This is a genomic window from Polynucleobacter sp. JS-JIR-II-50, assembly GCF_018687895.1.
In the GTDB taxonomy this organism is placed as follows: Bacteria; Pseudomonadota; Gammaproteobacteria; order Burkholderiales; family Burkholderiaceae; genus Polynucleobacter.
Map to the genome: position 1 here is coordinate 71,415 of NZ_CP061307.1, position 21,363 is coordinate 92,777.

Consider the following 21,363-nt stretch of genomic DNA (forward strand, 5'->3'; position numbering starts at 1 on the left):
CTTTTTTCATTTATCGAGTTATAAATAGATAATGTCTGAAAATTACCCAGTCAATTCCGAAAAGCTTTTAGTAGTGTTGTCGAGTCTTCCAGACATGGGGGCGGCCAAAGTCTTGGCGCGTTCCTTGGTGGAGAAGAATTTAGCTGCTTGCGTGCAGCTTATGGATGGCATCCAATCAATTTACCGCTGGGAAGACAAGGTTTGCGAGGAGCAGGAAGTGTTGCTTTCGGCAAAAACTACCGCAAGTAAATGGCTAGAAATTTCCAGCTTTATTCAAGAACAACATCCTTATGACTTGCCGGAAATATTGGCCTTTTCTCCAGAGCAATATGAACAGCAATACGGCAAGTGGGTAAAGTCTGAGGTAAATTCGAAGTCATGAGAATGCATTCCTTTGTAGCAAAGATCTTTGCCCTATTTTTATTCCTGTCCGCGCAAGTTTTTGCTGCGCCGGATTTCTTGCTCCCAGAGAAAGCGTTCCGAGTGGAGGCTACTTGGTTAGAAAATTCCAATCAAGTGGAGTTGGAATTTTTGCCTGCTAAAAGCTATTACATCTATCAAGAATCTTTAAGGTTCCAAGCGGGGACGCAGGCCGAGAAGCTAAGTAATATAAAGCCTTCATTGCCATCGGGCGTGGTGAAATTTGATGAAACTTTTCAGAAAAAATTACAAGTTTATAAAGAGCCCTTCTTGGTATTTTTGGATGTAAAGACTGTTGACGGCAAACCGATTCTTGCTGAAGTGACGCTTCAAGGTTGCGCAGAAGCGGGTATTTGCTACCCACCGATGACGCTGAAATTTTTACTGGCTGGCCCTGGAGTAAAAGCTGCGCCAATACCAGAGGCATTGGATGGTGTCCAGCCCATAAATAATTCTTCGGCCGAATTCAGCTTGGCTGACTTATGGCGTGAGCGCGATGACGTCAATGCTATTGGTCGCTTTTTAGAAAGTACTTCGACCGCTTATTTATTTCTAGCTTTCTTTGTATTGGGGCTTGCGCTCGCTTTTACACCCTGCGTCCTTCCCATGCTGCCTATTTTGTCGAGCGTTATCTTTGGCACTCAAGACGGTAAGACTGTAACCAAGGGGCGTGCCAGCATCTTAGCGCTGGCCTATGTCTTGGGTATGGCATTGATATATGCCTTGGCTGGAGTGCTTATGGCAGCCCTTGGTGGGAGCGTACAGCGTGCTTTGCAGAGTCCCTTTGCATTAGCTGCTTTTGCCCTATTACTTTTGGCCCTTTCAGGTAGTTTGTTTGGTTTATATGACCTTCGGTTGCCGCAATCATGGCATCACCATGTAGATCGGTTGGCGGGGCGCCAAAAGGGCGGTAATGTATTTGGTGCTTTTGCTTTGGGGGGTATTTCTACTTTAGTAGCCAGCCCCTGTATTACTGCGCCCCTGGCAGGCGTTTTGGGCTTTATTGCGCAAACCGGCTCTATGAGCCTAGGCGCAGGACTCCTTTTTGTAATGGCCTTAGGCATGGGTCTACCACTATTCTTTATTGCGATTGAGGCCCGTATTCTGATTCCATCCACGGGTATTTGGATGGTCTACTTGCAGCGTACCTTGGGAGTTCTTCTGGTCGCCACGGCAGCATGGATTGCCTCGCCATTACTCCAGAAAAATGATGTTGCAGTAACCACAAAAACAGTCAATGGTCAGCGAATTCATCAAGTGGGTGATTTATCTTTTGCAGTGATTCATTCACCTGCAGAGTTAGATGCGCAATTAAGTAAAGCTCGAGAAGAAAAGAAATTGGTCCTCCTAGATTTTTATGCAGACTGGTGTATTAGCTGTAAAGAAATGGAAGTAAATACCTTTACTAATCCAGAGGTAAATAAAGAGTTAAAACAGTTTGTCTTATTGCAAGCGGACATTACTGCAAATAGCCCTGAGAACCAGGCATTACTTAAGCGCTTTGGATTATTTGGTCCCCCCGGAATTCTGATCTTTAATCAAAATTCACAAGAGCTAAAAGACCAACGTGTGATTGGCTATATGCCACCGCAGCGTTTTATTGAACGCTTAAAACAAGTAGCAAACACTCAATAGAAAATCAAATTTGTTTTTTTATTTGCCTGCTGCGTTTGTTTTAAGTAAGCGCGCCGCTTCGAGTGCAAAGTAAGTCAAAATACCATCAGCACCTGCGCGTTTAAATGCGAGCAGCGATTCCATCATCACAGCATCATGATCTAGCCAGCCATTTTGTGCGGCAGCCTTAAGCATGGCGTATTCACCGCTTACTTGATAGGCATAAGTGGGGTAGTTAAACTCTTCACGGACGCGACGCACGATGTCCAAATAAGGCATACCAGGCTTCACCATGACCATATCTGCACCTTCGCTGATGTCGAGAGCAACCTCCCGCAAAGCCTCGTCACCATTGGCGCAATCCATTTGATATGTTTTTTTATCAGCTTTACCTAGGTTCTTTGCAGAACCAACTGCATCTCTAAAGGGGCCATAAAAAGCAGAGGCATATTTAGCTGAGTAAGCCATGATCCGGGTGTGAATTAAATTCTTTTGCTCGAGCGCTTCACGAATTTTTCCGATGCGCCCATCCATCATGTCTGATGGGGCAACGATATCAACACCTGCTTCAGCTTGAGTGATGGCTTGTTGAACTAAGATCGCCGTTGTCTCATCATTCAGAATACGACCTTGCTCATCGAGCACCCCATCTTGACCATGGCTTGTATAGGGATCAAGCGCTACATCAGTCATGATGCCTAAATTGGGGAAACGTTTTTTTAGTTCGCGAACAGCAGTAGGAATAAGCCCTTTTGGATTAAAGGCCGCCTTGCCATCAGGGGTTTTTAATGCAATGTCGATTACTGGAAAAAGCGCAAGCACTGGTATACCTAAATCCACGCATTCTTGTGCAACCGGTATAAGTTGGTCTAATGAAAGGCGGTTAACACCAGGCATAGAGATAACTGCTTCGGATTTGCCTTGACCTTCAAGCAAAAAGACGGGGTAGATTAAATCGTTCGCCGAAATACTGTTCTCTTGCATGAGGCGACGTGACCAATCATCACGACGCATGCGACGAGGACGATGCCCTGGAAAATTAAGCAATGAGTTAGCTGGTGATTTCATCTTCATGAGTTTTTGCTTCAAATAGCCATTTAATAATTAAATTATCTGCCTCTTCAAGGCCAATCCGCTTGGTACTTGAAAATAATTGTGCCGTAAGTTGCTTCGAGTCACCCGTTCCATCGGGTAGTGCTGGGTCATATTGCTGCAGTCGCTTAGTGACTGCCTCAAGAGCATGCTTGCACTCGCTTTTGTTCAATTTGTCGCACTTACTCAGCAAAACATGAATTGGCTTGCCGGTAGGGACAAACCACTGAATCATTTGCTCATCTAGATCGGTTATTCCGCGTCTGGAGTCCACGATGAGGATCATGCCTACCAACTGCTCTCGCTCTTGCAGATAATCGCTTAGAAGGGCATTCCAGTGGTATTTGGTCTCATGATTGACTGCCGCATAGCCGTAGCCTGGTAAGTCGACTAAATAAGCCAGCAGGTCATCTTTTGCAAAAACACCAAAATAGTTGATATGTTGGGTGCGTCCAGGCGTTTTACTGGCAAAAGCCAGCCTTTTTTGGTTGCAAAGCACATTCAGGGCGCTAGATTTGCCCGCATTTGAACGGCCAGCGAAGGCCACCTCTCGCAGCGGGGTGGCAGGCAGACAATGGGTGTCATTGACTGTGGTGGCGAATCGGGCTTGAAAGAGTTTAGACATGTCCAGAAGCTATTGTAAAATCACGCAAAATCATGAAATATCTCATGGTGTTGGGTAAAAAGTTGTAAATGCAGGGCCCAAACACTTTTAGGAATTTTTGCCAAGGTAAACATAATGCGTCAAACCTCTCAAATCTCCAAATTAACTGGCTTACGGGCTGGTTTTGCGGTTCTCTCCATTTTCGCTCTGATCAGCGTATCGGGTGCAGTTTTTGCGGCCGATGCTGCTCCTATGGCGGCTGCTCCAGAAGCTAAAGCAGAAGTTCCAGGTAAGCCTAAGGTTGATCCAGCAGCCGGTGAGGCACTGTATTCAAATGGCGATGCAACTCGTGGCGTAACCGCCTGTATCACTTGCCATGGCCCTAAAGGCCAAAGTGCGATTGGTACATGGCCAAAGCTTTCCGCTCAGCATGCTGCATACCTCACAAAGCAGTTAAAAAACTTTAAAGAAGGCACTCGCGCAAATCCAATCATGATGGGTATGGCTGCCACTTTGACTCAACAAGATATGCAAAATATTTCAGCTTTTTTATCCAAGCAGCCTATCTCCCAGGGTGTTGCTCAAGATAAAGAAACAATCGCATTAGGCCAAAGTATTTATCGCGGTGGTATTGCAGCAAAAGGCGTTCCAGCCTGTGCTGCCTGCCACAGCCCAACAGGCGCTGGCATTCCTGCTCAGTACCCACTCCTTGGTGGTCAATGGGCTGAATACAATAATGCCCAGTTGCTAGCTTTCCGTGAAGGCGTTCGCACCAACAGTAGTCAAATGACAACGATTGCTTCTAAGCTTTCGGATAAAGAAATGAAAGCGGTAGCTGATTACATAGCAGGATTGCATTAATTAGCCAAAGCATTAAAACAAAACCCCGCTACTTCAGCGGGGTTTTTTGTTATCTAAAAACTTTTACAAAGGTTTTAGATACATTCCGATTGCCTATCGTTAGGTTGGTAAAACTGTCTCTGAAGAAAACAAGTCGGCAGTTTTTTCGCGTGCGCGAATCACGTAAGCATTTTTCCCGTCAACCATAATCTCTGCAGGTTTAGGGCGTGTGTTGTAGTTAGATGCCATCACAAAACCATAAGCGCCGGCTGACAAAATGGCCAGAAGATCGCCCTCTTCTACTGCGAGATGACGATCTCTTCCTAGCCAGTCGCCAGATTCGCAAACAGGACCAACGATGTCATAGGTCAATGCTTTTGCTGCCTTCTTTTGCACGGGAACTATTCCATGATGTGCTTCATATAGGGCAGGTCGCATCAGTTCAGTCATTGCAGCATCAACAATGCAGAAGTTCTTCTCAGCACCAGGCTTTAAATACTCTACAGTTGTTAGTAGCACGCCGGCATTGCCTACTAATGACCTGCCTGGCTCAAGCACAACGTCAAGGTGACCAAAACCACGCTCAGCCACTCGATTCAATAAGGTGTTTGTAAATTCAGTAATGTCTGGCGGGGTTTCATCGCTATAAGAAATACCAAGACCACCACCAAGATCGAGATGGTGAATCACAATACCTTCTTTTTTCAGTTGCGCGACAAGATCTAAGACTTTATCTAGGGCGTCTAAATAGGGGGCAGTGGTGGTGATCTGTGAGCCAATATGACAATCAATGCCTACAACATCAATTTGAGAGAGTTGCGATGCTTCACGATAGGTTTTTAGAACCTCGTGATAGGCGATGCCAAATTTATTGCCCTTAAGTCCGGTGGAAATATAGGGATGGGTTTGTGCATCTACATCAGGATTAACACGCAAAGAAATTGGGGCGCGGCAGTTGAGTTCAGTGGCTACGCGATTAATCTTGTGTAGCTCTGCAATGGATTCTACGTTGATGCATTTGACGCCCGCCTTGAGGGCAGTAGTGATTTCAGCGGCAGATTTGCCTACACCGGCAAACACTAAGCTCTTTGGATCTGCGCCAATTGCCAATGCACGAGCTAACTCACCGCCACTCACCAAATCAAACCCGGCTCCCAGTTTTTTAAAGCAATCAATTACCGCTAAATTGCTGTTTGCCTTCATGGCATAGTGCACGCGGGCACGACGTTTGCCATTGCTATCAACGCATGCCTTGTCGTAGGCTTGGTAAGCTTCAGTTAATGCTTTTTTGCTATAGATGTATAGCGGCGTACCAAATTCTTTTGCTAAATCTGCGAGTGGAATTTCTTCGGCATGCCAATAGCCATCGCGTTCAGTAAACCCAGATAACTTAGGAAGGGGAATTGCTTTGCTTGTCATTACTTAGCCGATGAAGAATTGCTTGTGCTAGCAGGGGTTTGAGGTGGGTATAACTTGCCTTTAGGTTCCGGCTCTGTAGGGGCTGTTGGAACTGGCGGCACATTTGGCATAAATAGCGGTCCCCTTACCCCACACCCAACAAGGGATATTAGAAGGCTAAGGCAGAGGGCTCTATTAAGAATCGCTATCATGAATGTCTCTAAAACGAATGATTGAATATAGCATGCAGGACTCCGGTATGAATCCAAATAATCCAGGCGTAGAAACCATTGATGACAAGCAGTTTTACCAGCTAGGAAGCAATTTATTGCAATCCATAGAGGTGGCATTGGAGGCTGCTGATGATGCGTTAGACCTCGACTTGGATATCGAGCGCCAGGGTGGGAATGTGATCAATATTCGTTTTAAGGATAAAAGTGTCATTGTGATCAATACACAACCACCTTTGCATGAGATTTGGGTTGCTGCCAAATCCGGCGGTTATCACTATCGCTGGGCTGGTACGATGGCACAACCCTTGTGGCTGGATACCAAGACAGGGAAAGAGTTATTGAGCGACTTGACTGAGTTTGCGAGCGCTCAAGCTGGTCAAGCAGTCAAAATTGGCTTGATTTAAGCCGCGCCAGTAGCGTTTAAAGTTTCAATCACTTGGGCATCATCTACGCTTTTAATCTGGGCTTTACCAATTTTTTCTAAAACAACGTAACGGATCTGCCCACCCTCAGTTTTTTTATCCACTTGCATGAGCTCCATATAGCGCCCCGCGCCAAGCTTGGGCGGCGTAATGGGCAAATTCATAGATTGGATGATTGTGGTGAGGCGCTGAACATCAGCGTCGCTAATGTAATTGAGTCGACGCGATAGATCAGCTCCCATCACCATGCCGCATCCGACAGCTTCGCCATGTAACCATTCGCCATAGCCCATACCCGCTTCAATTGCGTGACCAAAGGTATGACCAAAATTGAGGGTTGCACGAATACCCCCCTCTCTTTCATCTGCAGAAACCACTGCAGATTTAATTTCACAGGAACGTAAGACGGCATGACCCATTGCTTCTGTGTCGCAGGCTAGCAGCGGCGTCGCATTAGATTCAATCCAGTCTAAGAATTGGGCGTCTGCAATAGCGCCATGCTTCACAACTTCAGCAAGACCAGCAGATAACTCTCTCGGAGGTAGAGTCTTTAAGGTATTGAGATCGGCAATCACGGCGACTGGCTGATGAAAGGCGCCAATCATATTTTTACCTAGCGGATGATTGATGCCTGTTTTACCGCCAACGGAAGAGTCTACCTGTGCAAGCAAGGTAGTGGGTACTTGGATAAAGCGAATGCCACGCATAAAGCTGGCTGCAGCAAATCCAGTCATATCGCCGATAACGCCACCACCTAAAGCAATCAACATGGTGTGGCGATCAGCACCAAACTTTAAAAGGTCATCAAAAATTAACTGAAGATTTTTCCAGTCTTTGTATGACTCACCATCAGGTAGAACAATTGTTCTGACGGGTTTGCCAAAGGTGTTGAGTGTTTTAGTTAGGCGCTCGGCATAAAGAGGGGCAACCGTAGTGTTGCTAACGATGTAAATAGAGGTGGCTTTTTCACAGGCCTTAAATAAGCTTGCTTGATCAATCAGATCTTTGCCAATATAAATTGGGTAACTGCGATTACCGAGATCAACTTCAAGTATTTTCATCATATTGCCAATGTATTTAAGCGGAAAGTTCAAGCTGCATGATTAAGGTGTTAACTAGTTGATTAACGCTGGGCTTTCCAGTCTCAATCACATAGTCAGCGATTTCACGATACAGAGGATCGCGAACGGCGTATAAGTTTTCTAAAATCTTTTTGGCATCCCCATTTTTTAATAGGGGGCGACCCTCGCCACCTTTGGTACGATGCCAAAGTTCAATTGGATTTGCGTGAAGATAAATCACGGTGCCACCTTCACTTAATGCCTGCCGATTTTCTGGCGAGAGAACAGCGCCACCCCCGGTTGCCAAAATAATATCTTGCTCGGCAGTGATTTCTCGAATGGCTTGAGCTTCTCTTTTGCGAAATCCGTCTTCGCCTTCCATTTCAAAAATGACGGGGATTTTTACGCCACAGCGCTCTTCAATCACATGGTCGGCATCTAGAAAGCGGCGCCCTAATTTTTTTGCCAAGACTTTACCAACGGTCGATTTCCCCGCGCCCATGAGGCCGATCAGAAAGATATTGTTTGTCGAGGAGTTCACCCTTCGATTTTATTAGGGTTTGTCGAGAACGGTCGGAGTTAAAAAGACCAGCAGCTCGGTTTTATCTTGTAATTTGGATTTATGGCGAAAAAAATGACCAATGAGGGGTATATCACCCAATAGCGGGATTTTGACTTCATCTTCCCGATCGGTTGTTTGGAAGATGCCACCAATGATGGCCGTTCCCCCATTCTCAACGGTGACCTCCGAACTGAGGCTTTTGGTATCAATCGCATAGCCTTGCTCGGTTTTCATGCCTACAGTGTCCTTATTAATGCCCACTAGCATTGAAATCTTTCCGTCTGGATGGATTTTTGGTAAAACCTCTAGGCGAAGGTTTGCCTTTCTAAATTGCAATTTACTGCCATTTTGGCTAGAGGTTTGGTATGGCAGTTCTGTGCCTTGCTCAATGGTTGCCTTTACTTGGTCGCCAGTCATGATGCGAGGGTTGGAGAGAATCTTTCCTTGGCCTTCAGACTCAAGCGCAGAAAGTTCTGCCTGCAGAATGCGGCTCCCATTTTTGGAGACTAAGGTTGCCGCCATGGTTGCTGGATTAAAACCACTCAAACCGGCGCCACCCAGATCCATGCTGCCAATCAATTTTTGATCTGTTTTATCTCCGACACCATTAGCTTGATATCCCAGCTTAATCCCTAGCTCACGGGCAAAGCGTTCATCAGCCTCAACTATTCGGGCCTCTATGAGGATTTGCCTTGGACTATTAATGTGGTCTCCGCCAAAGGGAAGGGCTGCATCTTCACGCCGGAATTTCTGAAAAGCTTGGATTTCTGCATGAGGCCCAATCCAGTAGATTTCTCCGTTGCGCACCAGTCGTAAACCGCGGCTCGCCAGAATGGAGTGAAGCGCTGTTTGCCAAGAGGTATTTTTAAGATCTATAGAAATCTTCCCTTTAATGGATTCGCTTAATAAAAAATTCGTATTACCCAATTTGGCCATGGTCTCTAAAAGTTCTGTTAATTCGATATCGGTAAATTGCAGGCTAATAGGGATCAGGAAATGATTTTGTGCAGGCGTATTACTCATTGCTGTATTGCTGGATAAAAGCATCAATACAGCTAACCAACAGGTGATCAGTTTGAAGTATTTCTGGGCGTCATTTAGGCTGAGCTTCATTCGCTTTTTGAGGCCCTCAGAATCATAGATTTGCCCTGGGGATGCGTCAGGGTCACAAGTCCTTTTTCGATTGAGCTTAGGCGCCATTCCCCTAAAACCTGCGCCCCCTTCTCAAAGGCAAGATGGCTTTTCCCAGTATGAAAATAGGCTTGCTGGGTATTGCCAATTTGGGATGTGCCAAAGTAGCGCCAGCGGCGTAGCTCCGACTCATGAGTTGGTGCTTGCGGCCTGTTGGGAGCTCTTGTTTCTGCCTTTCTTTCCTTTAAAGAGTAAATACTTACTTCTATTTCATCAATTGCTAGATATAGCTCATCCTGATCTTGATTAATTTGATCACGCATTAATAGCATCTCTTTTTTCAATTCCGAAACTTGTTGTTGGGATGCCTCCAAAGCATCTTGGGATTGCTTATTCAGTGAGGTGTAGGCCACAAAAAATGCAATAGCCGCTGCCAACAAGATACCAATCAAGGCGATTGGAAGTGCAATTCCTTGGAGTGAATTTCTGATCTGAATAGGAACTAAAGGCTCTGGGAAGGGATTGTTTCTGCCTTGGTTTGGAGCTCTAGGCGGTGCACTTTGTTGGGGTGGTGGTTTGCGGATTCCATGGGGGTCGGGGATGGCTGGATCATCACCAAGATCACTCAGAATTTCATCAAAAGATTGGCTGGAAATATGGCGTGCGGGCATGCCCATATTCTTCGGTTTTGGATGCTGAAAATCCATCAGCCTAGATTGAACCCGCCGTCAGAAATTAGATCTTGTCTATAAGCGGGAGAGGGGTTTTGGAGCTTTTAGGGAAATTGCCTAAGCACCCTATAATTTGGACATATGGCCTTACCTCCAAAAGACAAGCCGCCGCTGAATCAGCGTCCCATTCGTCCATCCGATAGACGTCCTCGGAATTCACGAGTTGAGCCTGGCTTGCCGCGCAAGACTTCCAGTAATCCACTCGTAAAGGCTTTGCTGATCATCGGCGTAGTCTTTGCTTTGGTAATCACGCTATTGATGGGTTATGCGTTCTTGGTTGCTAAACCCAATCTACCGAAGATCTCTGCTTTAACGGATTACAACCCTAAGACTCCTTTGCGTATCTATACCGCAGACAAGGTATTGATTGGTGAGTTTGGCGAAGAGCGTCGCAAAGTCATCCCCTTAAATGAAATACCGTTGAGTATGCGCAACGCTGTTTTAGCAATTGAGGATGATCGTTTCTATTCTCACGGTGGCGTGGACTACGTTGGCATTTTGCGGGCAGCGGTAACCAATTTGCGCGGACACCTTTCGCAAGGTGCGTCCACTATCACTATGCAGGTGGCTCGCAACTTCTTCCTGAGTAATGAGAAAACCTTTAGCCGAAAAATTTATGAGGTACTCCTGGCCTGGGAGATTGAGTCTCAATTAACCAAAGACAAAATCTTGGAAATCTATATGAACCAGATTTTCTTGGGTCAGAGGGCTTTTGGCTTCTCGAGTGCCGCACAGATTTATTTTGGCAAGGACCTCAAAGACATCACCATTGCGGAATCAGCAATGCTCGCTGGCTTGCCAAAAGCGCCGTCAGCCTATAACCCCGTTAGCAATTTCCGCCGTGCCAAGATTCGTCAAGAGTACATTCTTCAGCGCATGCGCGATCTGGGTTACATCACGCCAGAGGAATACCAAAAAGCGATGATTGAAGAATTGCATATTCGCGGCTTGGGTAATGAGTTTGCGGTTCGCGCTGACTTCCCTGCTGAAATGGTTCGTCAATTACTCTTTACGCAGTATGGCGAGGCAATCTATTCACAAGGGATCGACGTCTACACGACCATCTTGAAGGCAGATCAAGATGCGGCCTATAAAGCAGTCCGCCGTGGAATTTTTGAATACGATTTACGGCATGCTTATCGTGGCCCAGAAGGTTTTATCGATCTTCCAGAGGATTCTGTAAAGCGTCAGCGCGCGATTGATGAGGCATTGCTTGCTTACCCACAGTTAGATGATTTGCAGTCTGGTGTTGTACTTGATGTGAAACCAAAAGAAATGCAAGTCATGATTTCAACTGGAGACACCATCACCATTAAAGGCGAGGGTATGAAGTTGGCAGCCGCATCTATTACCGACAGCACTCAGCCCAAAAAGCGCTTGCGTCCTGGCGCAGTGGTGCGTTTGCTGTCTGATGGCGGAGTTTGGAAGCTAGCCCAGTTGCCGCAAGTGGAGGCTGCCTTTGTATCCATGAATGCGGAGACCGGTGCAATTCTGTCTTTAGTGGGCGGCTTTGATTTCCGTCGCAACCAATTCAACCACGTGACACAAGCCTTACGTCAGCCTGGTTCCTCGTTTAAGCCATTCATCTACGCTGCAGCCATTGAAAAAGGCTTTACCCCAAGCACGATGGTGAACGATGCACCTTTATCCATTGGTAGTATGGAGACTGGCAGCCAGGCCTGGGAGCCAAAAAACTACGATGGTAAGTATGATGGCATGATGCGCCTGCGCAATGCCTTGGCAAAATCAAAGAACTTAGTCTCGGTTCGCATTATTCGCGCCATTGGTCCTTCTTATGCGCAGGAATATATTCAGCGTTTTGGCTTTGAACCAGAAAAGCACCCCCCTTACTTAACAATGGCTTTGGGCGCGGGTTCTGTAACCCCATTGCAGATGGCCTCTGCTTATAGTGTGTTTGCCAATGGCGGCTATCGTGTAGACCCATTCTTAATTGACAAGATGGTGGACTCTAAAGGCACCGTTATGTTCGAAGCAAAGCCTACGCATGCGGGTGAAGATGCGCCGCGTGTTTTGGATGCGCGCACTGCATTTGTGATGGACAGCATGCTGCAAGAAGTGACCAAGACGGGTACAGCAGCCTCAGCGCGTGGTAAGTTGGGACGCAGCGATATTGCTGGTAAAACAGGTACAACGAATGATTCACACGATGCCTGGTTTGCTGGCTATAACCCTAAAGTAGTTGCGATTGCGTGGATTGGCTTTGATAAGCCTGCGAGTTTAGGTGATCGAGAGACTGGCGGTGGACTTGCTTTGCCAATGTGGATTTCTTATATGGCGACTGCATTAAAAGATAGCCCTCAGATCTCCCGCGAAGTACCAAGCGGTGTAACGCAAGTTGATGGCGACTGGTTTATCCCGGACTTCTCTACTAACGGCGGTGTGCGCGAACTGCAATAGTTCGTTTTCAACATGGCACGGCAAGCCCGCACAGTAATACCAGGCCAAGCAATGCATGTGATGGTCCGTGGTAATAATCGTGAAACCATTTTCTTTGCCGATGAAGATCGTTCCATTTATTTAGAGTGGTTGCGAGAAGCAGCTAGGCAGTTTGGTTGTGCTGTGCATGCCTTTGCTTTAATGCCTAACCATGTGCATTTGCTTATGACTCCCCAAGGCGAAGATTCGCTTGCTAAAACAATGCAGTCCCTTGGCCGTCGTTATGCGCAATATTTCAATCAACAGCATCGCCGCTCTGGAACTATTTGGGAGGGGCGCTATCGCTCGTCTTTGATTGACCCAGATTATTTTTTACGCTGCCAGCGTTACATAGAGCTCAATCCAGTGAGATCTGGATATGAATCCAATCCCCAAAGCTCCGTATGGACGAGTTTTGCAACCCACATTGGGGGCAATGCAGAGCCTTGGTTGGTAGATCATCAGCATTTTTGGAGGCTGGGTAATACCCCTTTTGAGAGACAGTTGAGCTGGTCGAACTTTGTAAAAGAGGGGGCGCCCCACTGGGAAGACCGCCAAATCACGGAATCTTTATTGCGCTCCAAGCCTTGGGTGAGTGATATTTATGCGAAAAAGCTCTTTAAAGATGCTCCGGAGCTTGCATTAATTCGCCATCGTGGACGCCCTAGAAAAATTAATTCATTAAATTCAATAGCTTAGAAAAATAATAGTTTCCCTATGCTTCAAATAGGGCGTTGAGTATTGCGACTCTGTCCCCATATATAGAATTCATATTGGTGCGACATCTAAATAAATGGGACAGACTCATTTTATTTCTATTGCATCGGTGTGGGTATTCACCTATATTGGATCCTCCAAAAGTAATTAGGCCTTTGTCGCCCCTCGGAAATACTATGACTACAAAATTAAATACAGATCTTCGCCCTATCGCTCATGGTTTATATGACCCTAGTAATGAGCATGACGCTTGCGGCGTAGGATTCGTTGCGCATATCAAAGGCAAGAAATCTCATGAGATCGTTTCTCAGGGTTTACAGATCCTTGAGAACTTAGATCACCGGGGAGCCGTTGGTGCTGATCCGTTAATGGGTGATGGCGCCGGTATCTTGATTCAGATCCCAGATACTTTGTATCGCGAAGAAATGGCTAAGCAAGGTGTGACTTTGCCACCATTAGGTGAGTATGGCGTTGGCATGATTTTCTTGCCGAAAGAGCATGCTTCACGTCTGGCATGTGAACAAGAATTAGAGCGCACTGTGCGTTTAGAAGGTCAGGTAGTTTTGGGTTGGAGAGATGTTCCGGTAGATGTGAAATTGCCGATGTCTCCAACTGTACAAATGACAGAGCCATTTATCCGTCAAATTTTTATTGGTCGTGGTCGCGACATCATGACAACCGATGCTCTCGAGCGTAAGTTGTATGTGATTCGTAAAACAGCAAGTCATGCAATTCAAGATTTGCATTTGAAGCACGGTAAAGAATATTTCGTTGCATCAATGTCCGCTAGAACCATTGTTTACAAGGGTTTGCTGTTAGCGAATCAAGTCGGCGCTTATTACCAAGACTTGCAAGACAAGCGCGCTGTATCCGCGCTTGCTTTAGTGCATCAACGTTTCTCAACTAATACTTTCCCTGCATGGGAATTAGCGCATCCGTATCGCATGATTGCGCACAACGGTGAGATCAACACTGTTAAAGGTAACGTCAATTGGGTGAATGCACGTGAGGGCGCAATTAGCTCCCCAGTGCTTGGCGATGATTTGCAAAAACTCTGGCCATTAATTTATCCAGGTCAGTCAGATACTGCGTGTTTTGATAACTGCTTAGAGTTGCTTGTGATGTCCGGCTACCCATTAGCTCAAGCTATGATGATGATGATTCCTGAGGCATGGGAACAGCATGCATTGATGGACGACAATCGCCGTGCCTTCTACGAATATCACGCAGCGATGATGGAGCCATGGGATGGACCTGCGGCGATGGCATTTACTGATGGTCGTCAAATTGGCGCAACCTTGGATCGCAATGGTTTGCGCCCGGCACGTTATTACGTAACGGATGATGATTTGGTCATCATGGGTTCTGAAGCGGGTGTGTTGCCAATTCCTGAAAGCAAGATCGTTCAAAAATGGCGTTTGCAACCAGGCAAGATGTTCATGATCGACATGGAACAAGGCCGCATCATTGATGACGTTGAGCTGAAGAATGCCGTTTCTAAAGCAAAGCCATATAAGAGCTGGATTGATGCGGTTCGTGTCAAGCTAGATGAAGTTGATGCCAGCAAAGCAGATTTGATTGACGAGAAAACGACTATTCGTCCGGCAGCTAAATTATTAGACCGTCAACAGGCATTTGGTTATACGCAAGAAGACATCAAATTCTTGATGGCTCCAATGGCCATGAATGGTGAAGAGGCTATTGGTTCAATGGGTAATGACAGCCCATTGGCTGTTCTTTCTAATAAGGACAAGCCTCTCTATAACTACTTCAAGCAATTATTTGCGCAGGTTACCAATCCTCCAATCGACTCGATTCGCGAGAATATGGTGATGTCTTTGGTTTCTTTCATTGGGCCTAAGCCGAATTTGTTAGATACCAACAACATCAACCCGCCAATGCGTTTGGAAGTCAGTCAGCCGATTTTGGATTTTGATGACATCACCAAGATTCGCCACATTGGTCACTACACCAACGGCAAATTCCGTTCTTACGAATTGGATATTTGCTATCCAGCCTCATGGGGCAAGGCTGGCATTGAAGCTCGCTTGGCTTCCTTGTGCGCTGAAGCCGCAGATGCCGTACGTTCTGGCTACAACATTTTGATCGTGAGTGATCGTCAGGTTGATGAGAAGCATGTTGCCATTCCTGCTTTGTTGGCAACTTCTGCTATTCACCAGCATTTGGTGCAAAAAGGTTTGCGCACCAGTGTTGGCCTAGTGGTTGAAACTGGCAGCGCACGTGAGACTCATCACTTTGCACTCTTGGCTGGTTATGGTGCAGAAGCCATTCATCCATACCTCGCCATGGAAACTTTGGCTGAAATGGCCAAAGGATTGTCTGGAGATTTATCTGCTGAAAAAGCAGTGAAGAACTTTGTAAAAGCTGTAGGTAAGGGTCTGCAAAAGGTGATGTCCAAAATGGGCATCTCTACCTATATGTCTTACACCGGCTCACAGATTTTTGAAGCCATTGGTTTAAATCACGACATCATTGATCAATACTTCAAAGGTACTCCATCAAACGTGGGCGGTATCGGTGTATTTGAAGTGGCTGAAGAAGCATTGCGCATGCATACAGCCGCATTTGGTAATGACCCAGTCTTGACCAACATGCTTGATGCTGGTGGCGAATATGCTTTCCGTATTCGTGGTGAGAATCATATGTGGACGCCAGACACGATTGCGAAGTTACAACACTCCACCCGTATTGGTGCTGAGAAGGGCTATCAGACTTATAAAGAGTACGCCAACATCATCAATGATCAAACTAAGCGTCAAATGACTTTGCGCGGTTTGTTTGAATTCAAGATCGATCCAGCAAAGGCGATTCCTTTGGATGAAGTGGAGTCTGCAAAAGAAATCGTTAAGCGTTTTGCAACGGGCGCGATGTCTTTGGGCTCTATCTCTACTGAGGCGCATGCTACTTTGGCGATCGCCATGAACCGTATTGGCGGCAAGTCCAATACTGGTGAAGGTGGAGAGGATCCAAATCGTTATGTGAACGAGCTCAAGGGTATTCCAATCAAGAAGGGCGAGACTTTAGCCAGCATCTTGGGTAGTGATGTGGTTGAAGCCAATATTCCATTATTGGATGGCGACTCATTGCGCTCCAAGATTAAGCAGGTTGCTTCTGGTCGTTTTGGTGTGACTACAGAGTACTTGCGATCTGCTGATCAGATTCAGATCAAGATGGCCCAAGGCGCCAAGCCGGGTGAAGGCGGTCAATTGCCTGGTGGCAAGGTTTCCGATTACATCGGTAAGTTGCGTTTCTCTGTGCCGGGCGTTGGTTTGATTTCTCCTCCTCCGCACCATGACATTTATTCGATTGAAGATATTGCTCAATTGATTCATGACTTGAAGAACGTTAATCCAAAGGCTGACGTTTCTGTCAAGCTGGTATCTGAAGTGGGTGTTGGAACTATTGCTGCTGGTGTGGCAAAAGCGAAAGCAGACCACGTTGTGATCGCTGGTCATGATGGCGGTACTGGCGCATCTCCACTGTCTTCAATCAAGCACGCTGGCTCTCCATGGGAACTCGGCTTAGCTGAAACACAGCAAACATTGGTTCTCAATGGTTTGCGCAGCCGTATTCGTGTTCAGGCTGACGGCCAAATGAAAACCGGCCGTGACGTAGTGATCGGGGCTTTGTTAGGCGCAGATGAGTTTGGTTTTGCGACAGCGCCGTTGGTAGTTGAAGGCTGCATCATGATGCGTAAGTGTCATTTGAATACCTGCCCAGTTGGCGTTGCTACACAAGACCCAGAGCTGCGTAAGAAATTCTCAGGCAAACCTGAGCATGTGGTGAATTTCTTCTTCTTTATTGCTGAAGAGGCTCGCGAGATCATGGCGCAACTCGGCATTCGCAAGTTTGATGACTTAATTGGCCGCGTTGATTTCTTGGATACCCGTAAAGGCATTGAAAACTGGAAAGTGCATGGCTTAGATTTCAGCAAGATATTTGCTGAACCACAAGTAGCAAGCGAAGTTCCACGTTACCAAGTGTTAACCCAAGATCACGGCTTAGCCAGTGCTCTGGATAACATCTTGATCGAGAAGAGTGAGCCTGCATTAGAGCGTGGCGAGAAGGTTTCCTTCATTGTTCCGGTGAAGAACGTGAACCGTACTGTAGGCGCAATGCTCTCTGGAGAAGTTGCGCAGCGTTATGGTCACGCAGGTTTGCCAGATGACACGATTCACATTCAATTGAATGGCACAGCTGGTCAAAGCTTTGCAGCCTTCTTGTCACGCGGCATCACATTAGACTTAGTTGGCGACGGCAATGACTACGTTGGCAAAGGTTTATCAGGCGGACGCGTAATTGTTCGTGCTCCTCATGAGTTCCGTGGTGATACCGCCAAGAACATCATTGTTGGTAATACTGTTCTCTACGGCGCAATTGCTGGTGAAGCCTTCTTTAATGGCGTAGCTGGTGAGCGTTTCGCAGTTCGTAACTCTGGCGCTACAACGGTTGTTGAGGGTACTGGCGACCATGGTTGTGAGTACATGACTGGTGGAACAGTGGTTGTATTGGGCGCAACAGGCCGTAACTTTGCTGCAGGTATGAGCGGTGGCATTGCTTACGTTTACGACGAGGATGGATTGTTCGATAAGCGTTGCAACACCAGTATGGCGACTTTGGAAAAAGTACTGCCTTCTGCTGAACAGATCGCCAAGATGCCGAAGTCAGAATGGCATGCTCCTATCGATGTGAAAGACGGCGGTGAGCGTTTGACGGACGAGCAAATTTTGAAGGGCTTGATCGAGCGTCATTTCCGTCACACTGGCTCTGAGCGCGCTAAGGCAATCTTGGCTGATTGGGAAAATACCCGCAGTCGCTTTGTGAAGGTTCTCCCAACTGAGTACAAGCGTGCTCTAGGTGAATTGTGGGAAAAGGCTCAAAACAAAACTGTTACGGCATAAGCCACTTAATTAATAAAGACATTAAGAAAAGATACTAAGGATTCGATATGGGTAAGGTCACTGGATTTATGGAGTTTGAGCGCGTCGGCGAGACATACGAAGCGCCGGTTAAACGCCTCCATCATTACAAAGAGTTTGTTGCTGCTTTAACTGATGAAGAAGCTAAAGTTCAGGGTGCGCGATGTATGGATTGCGGTATCCCGTTTTGTAATAACGGTTGCCCAGTTAACAACATCATTCCGGATTTCAATGACTTGGTATTTCATAGCGATTGGAAGAATGCGTTAGATGTTTTGCAATCAACCAATAACTTCCCAGAATTTACTGGCCGTATTTGTCCAGCTCCTTGTGAGGCTGCTTGTACTCTGGGCATTAATAGCACTGCAGTTGGTATTAAGTCTATTGAGCACGCCATTATTGATAAAGGCTGGGAGAGTGGTTGGGTTAAGCCTCAGCCATCTAAGACCAAGACAGGTAAGAAAGTAGCGGTTGTTGGTGGTGGACCTGCAGGTATGGCGGCTGCACAGCAATTGGCGCGTGTCGGCCATGACGTGACCGTGTTTGAAAAGAATGATCGTGTTGGTGGTTTACTCCGCTACGGCATTCCTGATTTCAAAATGGAAAAGTGGTTGATTGATCGTCGCGTTGAGCAGATGCAAGCTGAAGGTGTGAAATTTGAGACAGGTGTTTTTGTTGGAAAAGAAGCCATTGGTGCTGAAGTAAAAAATTACTCCAACAAGACAGTTTCTCCTGAACAGTTGATGAAAGATTTTGATGCGGTAGTGATCACTGGTGGCGCAGAACAGCCACGTGATTTGCCTGTTCCAGGCCGTGAGTTGGCTGGCGTGCACTATGCATTGGAATTCCTGATTCCACAAAATAAAGAAAATGCTGGCGATTTAAAGAATGAAATTCGTGCAACAGATAAGCATGTAGTTGTTATCGGTGGTGGCGATACGGGTTCTGACTGCGTTGGTACTTCAAACCGTCACGGCGCAACCAAGATTACTCAGTTTGAATTACTCCCTCAGCCCCCAGAGGTTGAGAACACGCCTTTAGTGTGGCCATATTGGCCAACGAAATTACGCACTTCTTCCTCTCATGAAGAGGGTTGTGATCGCGACTGGTCTGTTGGTACTAAGCGTTTTGAAGGCAAAAACGGCAAAGTTGAGAAGCTGATTGGTGTTCGTCTGGAGTGGAAAGACGGCAAGATGGCAGAAGTGCCAAACTCAGAATTCGAAATTAAGGCAGATTTAGTACTTTTGGCTATGGGTTTTGTATCCCCAGTTCAGCAGGTATTGAACGCGTTTGGCGTTGAGAAAGATGCTCGCGGTAATGCAAAAGCAACTGTAGATGGTCAAAATGCCTACCAAACGAACGTTCCTAAGGTATTTGCTGCTGGCGATATGCGTCGGGGACAATCTTTGGTGGTTTGGGCAATTCGTGAGGGTCGTCAATGCGCCCAAGCAGTAGACCAGTATTTAATGGGGTCATCTGTTTTACCCCGATAATATCGGGGATATGAACAGTAGCCAGCCAAACTCATTGGATGTAAGTAAGCAAGCTGCAGATGAAGTTGTCGTCTCTATTAAAGACGTCAACTTTTCCTATGCTCCAGGTGAGCGGCAGATTCTGTCTGGACTCAACATGGAGTTTCGACGCGGCCAGGTAGTGGCTGTGATGGGCGGCTCCGGATGTGGCAAGACCACCATCCTTCGTTTGATCGGCGGGCAATTTAATGCTCAATCAGGTCAAGTTTTATTTGAAGGTCAAGACATTGGCAAGATGAATGGTGCCGAGTTGATGGCTGCCCGTCGTCGCATGGGAATGCTTTTTCAGTTTGGCGCATTGTTCACTGACCTGAGTGTTTTTGAAAACGTAGCCTTTCCTCTCCGCGAACATACGGATCTCAGTGAAGAACTATTGCACTCCTTAGTGCTTATGAAGTTGAATGCGGTGGGTTTGCGCGGTGCGAGAGATTTAATGCCTTCACAAATTTCTGGTGGTATGGCAAGGCGTGTTGCACTCGCTAGAGCAATTGCTTTAGATCCACCCCTCATCATGTACGACGAGCCATTTGCTGGTCTGGATCCTATTTCTCTTGGTATTACAGCGCGCTTAATTCGTGATCTGAATAACGCCCTGGGGGCTACGAGTTTATTGGTTACGCACGATGTTGAAGAGACTTTTGCCATTGCTGATTACGTATATTTCATTGCGAATGGCCGCATTGGCGCAGAAGGAACTCCTGAAGAATTGAGTCGCTCAGTCGATCCATTTGTCAGGCAATTTTTAGATGCAGCGCCAGATGGCCCCGTGCCTTTTCATTACCCAGGAAAAAGCTTGGAAGAAGATTTTGGAGTGATTGCCTCATGACCACACTTCTGAATCTGTTTGGTGATCTTGGATTCTTTGTACGTCGCAATCTAAGTAGTCTGGGTTTGGCTGCTCGCATGTTTGCAGCAGTGATCGCACGCTCAGGATTTTTACTCAAAAGACCTCGTTTAGTGATTGATCAAATTCTGTTTGTTGGCAATCATTCTTTTGTGATCATTGCAGTCTCAGGGTTATTTGTGGGATTCGTTTTGGGTTTGCAGGGTTACTACACCTTAAATCGTTATGGCTCAGAGCAAGCGCTTGGCCTATTGGTTGCCCTCTCATTAACTCGTGAATTGGGTCCCGTCATTACCGCTCTTTTGTTTGCCGGTAGGGCTGGCACTTCCTTAACTGCGGAGATTGGCCTGATGAAGGCTGGAGAACAATTAACTGCCATGGAAATGATGGCAGTTGACCCCTTAGGGCGCGTGATTGCACCGCGACTTTGGGCTGGCATTATTTCCATGCCAATCTTGGCAACTATTTTTACAGCGGTCGGCGTTCTTGGGGGCTACCTGGTTGGCGTGCCTTTGATTGGAGTCGACTCGGGCGCCTTCTGGTCACAGATGCAAGGCGGAGTTGATCTGTTTTCAGATATTGGCAATGGCTTAATTAAAAGCATGGTGTTTGGTGTGGCGGTCACTTTTATTGCCCTGTATCAGGGCTATGAATCCAAACCCACACCTGAAGGCGTTTCGCAAGCCACTACTCGTACGGTGGTGATCTCTTCTTTATCGGTTTTAGCATTGGATTTCTTGCTAACCGCGATGATGTTCTCAAATTAGAAAGAATAAACTGGGGCTC

At 46.6% G+C, this 21,363-nt stretch carries 18 protein-coding genes; 10 read left to right on the forward strand and 8 right to left on the reverse strand.

What is annotated here, in order from left to right; translation table 11 throughout:
- Positions 1-31: 31 nt before the first annotated feature.
- Both cutA and dsbD read left to right on the forward strand, forming a co-directional pair.
- Entirely contained in the window at positions 32-382 is a 351-nt protein-coding gene (gene cutA, locus FD963_RS00445; RefSeq protein ID WP_215362454.1) for a divalent-cation tolerance protein CutA, read from the forward strand.
- Positions 379-2,055, forward strand: coding sequence for a protein-disulfide reductase DsbD (dsbD, locus tag FD963_RS00450; protein WP_215362455.1), 1,677 nt, complete (start codon positions 379-381; stop codon positions 2,053-2,055). The genes cutA and dsbD overlap by 4 nt, the downstream gene beginning before the upstream one ends.
- An 18-nt stretch (positions 2,056-2,073) precedes the next feature.
- On the opposite strand, the gene hemB is transcribed toward dsbD, so the two are convergent.
- Positions 2,074-3,108, reverse strand: a complete 1,035-nt coding sequence (gene hemB, locus FD963_RS00455; protein WP_371818477.1) for a porphobilinogen synthase — start codon at positions 3,106-3,108, stop codon at positions 2,074-2,076.
- Positions 3,086-3,751 (reverse strand): ribosome biogenesis GTP-binding protein YihA/YsxC, encoded by a 666-nt coding sequence (gene yihA, locus FD963_RS00460; protein WP_215362456.1) that lies wholly within the window; start codon positions 3,749-3,751, stop codon positions 3,086-3,088. Before yihA ends, hemB begins: the two co-directional genes overlap by 23 nt.
- Before the next feature lie 114 nt (positions 3,752-3,865).
- Between yihA and FD963_RS00465 the strand changes: the two genes are divergently transcribed.
- Positions 3,866-4,591 (forward strand): cytochrome c, encoded by a 726-nt coding sequence (locus tag FD963_RS00465; RefSeq protein ID WP_215362457.1) that lies wholly within the window; start codon positions 3,866-3,868, stop codon positions 4,589-4,591.
- Between the two features lie 99 nt (positions 4,592-4,690).
- Here FD963_RS00465 and lysA read toward each other — a convergent pair whose 3' ends face one another.
- The gene (lysA, locus tag FD963_RS00470; protein ID WP_215362458.1) at positions 4,691-5,989 is read right to left on the reverse strand and encodes a diaminopimelate decarboxylase; all 1,299 of its coding nucleotides are present in this window, start codon (positions 5,987-5,989) and stop codon (positions 4,691-4,693) included.
- Positions 5,989-6,180, reverse strand: a complete 192-nt coding sequence (locus tag FD963_RS10320; RefSeq protein ID WP_251367243.1) for a lipoprotein — start codon at positions 6,178-6,180, stop codon at positions 5,989-5,991. Before FD963_RS10320 ends, lysA begins: the two co-directional genes overlap by 1 nt.
- Positions 6,181-6,197: 17 nt before the next feature.
- On the opposite strand from FD963_RS10320, the gene cyaY reads away from it, so the two are divergent.
- Positions 6,198-6,605: an iron donor protein CyaY gene (gene cyaY / locus FD963_RS00475; protein ID WP_251367244.1), complete on the forward strand. Its 408-nt coding sequence runs from the start codon at positions 6,198-6,200 to the stop codon at positions 6,603-6,605.
- Here cyaY and aroB read toward each other — a convergent pair.
- From aroB to FD963_RS00495, 4 genes are read right to left on the reverse strand one after another with little or no spacing between them, the layout of a single operon-like run.
- Positions 6,602-7,684, reverse strand: a complete 1,083-nt coding sequence (gene aroB, locus FD963_RS00480) for a 3-dehydroquinate synthase (RefSeq protein WP_251367339.1) — start codon at positions 7,682-7,684, stop codon at positions 6,602-6,604. The genes cyaY and aroB overlap by 4 nt on opposite strands.
- Positions 7,685-7,700: 16 nt before the next feature.
- Positions 7,701-8,186: a shikimate kinase gene (locus FD963_RS00485; RefSeq protein WP_251367340.1), complete on the reverse strand. Its 486-nt coding sequence runs from the start codon at positions 8,184-8,186 to the stop codon at positions 7,701-7,703.
- Between the two features lie 51 nt (positions 8,187-8,237).
- Positions 8,238-9,359, reverse strand: coding sequence for a secretin and TonB N-terminal domain-containing protein (locus FD963_RS00490; protein WP_251367245.1), 1,122 nt, complete (start codon positions 9,357-9,359; stop codon positions 8,238-8,240).
- Positions 9,356-10,084, reverse strand: coding sequence for a hypothetical protein (locus FD963_RS00495; protein ID WP_215362461.1), 729 nt, complete (start codon positions 10,082-10,084; stop codon positions 9,356-9,358). The genes FD963_RS00490 and FD963_RS00495 overlap by 4 nt, the downstream gene beginning before the upstream one ends.
- A gap of 105 nt (positions 10,085-10,189) precedes the next feature.
- Between FD963_RS00495 and FD963_RS00500 the strand changes: the two genes are divergently transcribed.
- From FD963_RS00500 to mlaE, 6 genes are all read left to right on the forward strand, one after another.
- The gene (locus FD963_RS00500) at positions 10,190-12,526 is read left to right on the forward strand and encodes a penicillin-binding protein 1A (RefSeq protein WP_215362462.1); all 2,337 of its coding nucleotides are present in this window, start codon (positions 10,190-10,192) and stop codon (positions 12,524-12,526) included.
- Between the two features lie 12 nt (positions 12,527-12,538).
- Positions 12,539-13,243, forward strand: coding sequence for a transposase (locus FD963_RS00505; protein WP_215362463.1), 705 nt, complete (start codon positions 12,539-12,541; stop codon positions 13,241-13,243).
- Positions 13,244-13,437: 194 nt separating this feature from the next.
- Complete coding sequence (locus tag FD963_RS00510; RefSeq protein WP_215362464.1) at positions 13,438-18,183, forward strand: glutamate synthase-related protein; 4,746 nt, start codon at positions 13,438-13,440, stop codon at positions 18,181-18,183.
- A gap of 47 nt (positions 18,184-18,230) precedes the next feature.
- The gene (locus tag FD963_RS00515; protein WP_215362465.1) at positions 18,231-19,694 is read left to right on the forward strand and encodes a glutamate synthase subunit beta; all 1,464 of its coding nucleotides are present in this window, start codon (positions 18,231-18,233) and stop codon (positions 19,692-19,694) included.
- 10 nt (positions 19,695-19,704) lie between these two features.
- The gene (locus FD963_RS00520; protein ID WP_215362466.1) at positions 19,705-20,559 is read left to right on the forward strand and encodes an ABC transporter ATP-binding protein; all 855 of its coding nucleotides are present in this window, start codon (positions 19,705-19,707) and stop codon (positions 20,557-20,559) included.
- Positions 20,556-21,344 carry a lipid asymmetry maintenance ABC transporter permease subunit MlaE gene (gene mlaE, locus FD963_RS00525; RefSeq protein WP_215321295.1) on the forward strand — a complete coding sequence of 263 codons (789 nt, stop codon included), beginning with the start codon at positions 20,556-20,558 and terminating at the stop codon, positions 21,342-21,344. The genes FD963_RS00520 and mlaE overlap by 4 nt, the downstream gene beginning before the upstream one ends.
- The last annotated feature ends 19 nt before the right edge of the window (positions 21,345-21,363 follow it).